This window comes from Streptomyces sp. KR55, assembly GCF_052245645.1.
GTDB classification, from domain to species: domain Bacteria; phylum Actinomycetota; class Actinomycetes; order Streptomycetales; family Streptomycetaceae; genus Streptomyces; species Streptomyces flavusporus.
Genome location: NZ_JBQQCE010000754.1, coordinates 1 through 2,927 on the forward strand (window position 1 = coordinate 1; position 2,927 = coordinate 2,927).

The window sequence follows — 2,927 nt, forward strand, 5'->3', positions numbered from 1 at the left end:
CCTTCACCTGGACCAAGTCCGCCGACGAGATCCTCAACTCCCTCGCCGACTACCTCACCAAGGTCGGAGCCAACAACCAGAAAACAGAGGAAAATTAACCCTCAGGATTTCTGGCGCATCACACTAGTAGTGCCTGGTCAGGTTGGTATCGGTTCTGGCGTGTTGCGGTGACAGGTGGGGCAGGCGCCGGTCCAGACCGCGAGGAGTAACTGCAGTTCGCGGGCGACCTGGTAGAGGCTCAGGCCGGCGCCGTCCCTTTTGGGGACCGGGTCAGTCGCTGGAGGGTGCAGAAGGCGTGCGCGACGGAGACGAGGGTGACGTGGTGATGCCAGCCCCTCCAGGTGCGGCCCTCGAAGTGGGCCAGGCCCAGGGCCTGCTTCATCTCGCGGTAGTCGTGCTCGATGCGCCAGCGCAGCTTCGCGGTGCGCACCAGGGTGGCCAGCGGGGTGTCGGCGGGAAGGTCGGCCAGCCAGAACTGGACGGGTTCGGGCTCGGTGGCGGGCCATTCGGCCAGCAGCCAGCGCCCGGGCAGCTCGGGACCGCCGGCGGCCTTGCGGATCTCGCGTCCGGCCGGCCGGATCCGCAGGGCCACGAATCGCGAGTACATGCGCTTGAAACCGCTGCGGCCGCTGCCCCGGCGGGAGCCTTCCCGCCACTGCACCGGCCGGGCGGCCTGTCGGCCGGCCGCGATGACCAGCTTCTTCACCGCCTGGGCCGCCTCGGGGTAGACGGGCTGAGGCCGCCGGCCGCGGCCGCCACAGGGCGGGGTGTGTGGCCGGGCCTCTTCGGGGTGGGCGGTGGTCGTAGTGGAAATGCCCACCACGTAGTGCAGTCCGCGTTCTTCCAGGCCCAGCCGGAAGGCGGCGGCATCGCCGTACCCGCCGTCGGCGACGGCGAGCGGGACCTCGACGCCCCACGACCGCGTCTCGTCGATCATGTCCAGGGCCAGCTGCCACTTCTCGACATGGCCCACCTCGGTGGGGATACCGCACGCAGCGCGGCGGGCCACCTTGGCCGCATCGGCCTTCGGCGAAGCAGGATCCCAGCTCTCGGGCAGGAACAGCCGCCAGTCGACGGCCGCCGACGCCCTGTCGCAGGCCAGGTGCAGCGACACTCCGGCCTGGCAGTTGGTGACCTTGCCCGCGGTGCCGGTGTACTGCCGCGTCACGCACGCCGACGCATCGCCGTCCTTGAGAAAGCCCGTGTCATCGATGATCAGCGCAGTCGGCTTGATCACCTGCTGCATCCGCCAGGCGAGGCGGGCCCGCACATGCGCCGCCTCCCACGGGCTGGAGGTGACGAAGTGGGCCAGGGCCTGCCGATTGCCGTCCTCGCCCAGCCGGGCGGCCATCGGTTCCACCGACTTGCGCCGCCCGTCCAGCAGCAGTCCCCGCAGATACACCTGGCCCCACCGGCGTTGATCCGCCCGCGCGAACGGCTCGAAAATCTCCGCCGCGAAGTCCTCCAGATCACAGCGGACCGCGGCCAACTCCCCACCCAGCACACCCGGTCAACGGCACAACCGATCAAACGGACACGCCACCGGCGAGTGAACCTGACCAAGCCCTACTAGTGCTGGATTCCTCTTTCGCTGGGTATATGGCCTGGTGGCGGGGTAGTTGATGGTGCTCGGGGGCGGGTGCTGGGCGATGGTTTTACGAGCACGGCCGACGCGTGATGAGGACGAACGGAGGGTCGTTCGCCGGTTGTCGCGGGCGCGGAAGGCTCCGCGTGATCTGGTGATGCGGGCCCGGATGATCGAGCTGAGCTGGTCGGGGCTGCGGGTGCCGGCGATCGCTGTTGAGCTGGGCTGCAGCCAGAAAACAGTGCGGTGCTGGCTGCACCGCTTCAACCGCTCAGGCCTGCAAGGGCTGGATGATCTGGGAGGGCAGGGCCGCAAGCGGCGGATCACCGAGGAGGAACGCTCCAGGATCATCTCCTTGGTGAAGACCGTGCCGCCTGGGCGGCTGCGGTGGGAGCCCGTCGGGGAGCTATGGGCGTTCGACGAGTCCGGGCCGGCCGAGTGGACCCTGGATGCCCTGGCCGCGGCAGCCCGGGCCGAGGGGATCGAGGTGGGGCGCTCACAGGTCAGGCGCATCCTGCTCGCCGAGGGTGTGCGCTGACGCCGCACCCGGTCCTGGACGCGTTCGAAGGACCCGGACTTCGTCCCAAAAGGACACGGATCATCGGCCTCTACACCCACCCGCCCGACGGTGCGACGGTGATCTGCGCCGACGAGCTGGGGCCGGTGATCCCGCGGACGTTCCCACCCGCACCTGCCTGGTCACCGGACGGACACCGGATCAAAGCGGAACTCGACTACAGCCGCGGACCGGAGAAAATCTGGGTCTACGGAGCCTTACGTGTCCGGGACGGCCAGCAGATCACCATGACCGCGTCCTCCCGCAACAGCGTCTTCTACCAGCAGTTCCTGCAACAGGTCGAGGACGCCAACCCGACCGGGGAGATCTGGATCGTCACCGACAACCTGTCCTCCCACAACAGCCTGTCCACTCGGACATGGCTGGAGGATCATCCCCGCATCCACCACGCCTTCATTCCCGTCGGCGCGTGCTGGCTCAACCTGCAGGAAGGATGGTGGCGCATCTTCCGCAAAACAGCCCTCGCCGGCCGGTCATTCGCCAACCGCGACGACATCGACCAGGCCACAACCCTGGCCACCGACCAGCTCAACTCCCGTGCCAATCCCTGGATCTGGGGCAGGCCGGCCCCGCCAACCCGCTTACTACGGCGCCGATATGTGTACACCGTTTGAGGAATCCAGCACTAGGGCCTGTCATCGGTTGTGATCAACAGGCTTTCAGGAGGCTGCCGATCCAGATGGTTGCTGCGCGGAGATGGAGTCCGGCGAGGTAGCTCTCGGGCGTCTTGTCATAGCGGGTGGCGATGCCTCGCCAGGCCTTCAT

The 2,927-nt window shown here is 68.0% G+C and carries 3 protein-coding genes; 2 read left to right on the forward strand and 1 reads right to left on the reverse strand.

Annotation, left to right across the window (positions count from 1 at the left end):
• Nucleotides 1-238: 238 nt before the first annotated feature.
• Nucleotides 239-1,504 carry an IS701 family transposase gene (locus tag ACTWQJ_RS49525; RefSeq protein WP_443312909.1) on the reverse strand — a complete coding sequence of 422 codons (1,266 nt, stop codon included), beginning with the start codon at nucleotides 1,502-1,504 and terminating at the stop codon, nucleotides 239-241.
• A gap of 238 nt (nucleotides 1,505-1,742) precedes the next feature.
• On the opposite strand from ACTWQJ_RS49525, the gene ACTWQJ_RS49530 reads away from it, so the two are divergent.
• Complete coding sequence (locus tag ACTWQJ_RS49530; protein ID WP_443312910.1) at nucleotides 1,743-2,123, forward strand: helix-turn-helix domain-containing protein; 381 nt, start codon at nucleotides 1,743-1,745, stop codon at nucleotides 2,121-2,123.
• 98 nt (nucleotides 2,124-2,221) lie between these two features.
• Nucleotides 2,222-2,776 (forward strand): transposase, encoded by a 555-nt coding sequence (locus ACTWQJ_RS49535; protein ID WP_443312911.1) that lies wholly within the window; start codon nucleotides 2,222-2,224, stop codon nucleotides 2,774-2,776.
• Nucleotides 2,777-2,927 lie beyond the last annotated feature (151 nt).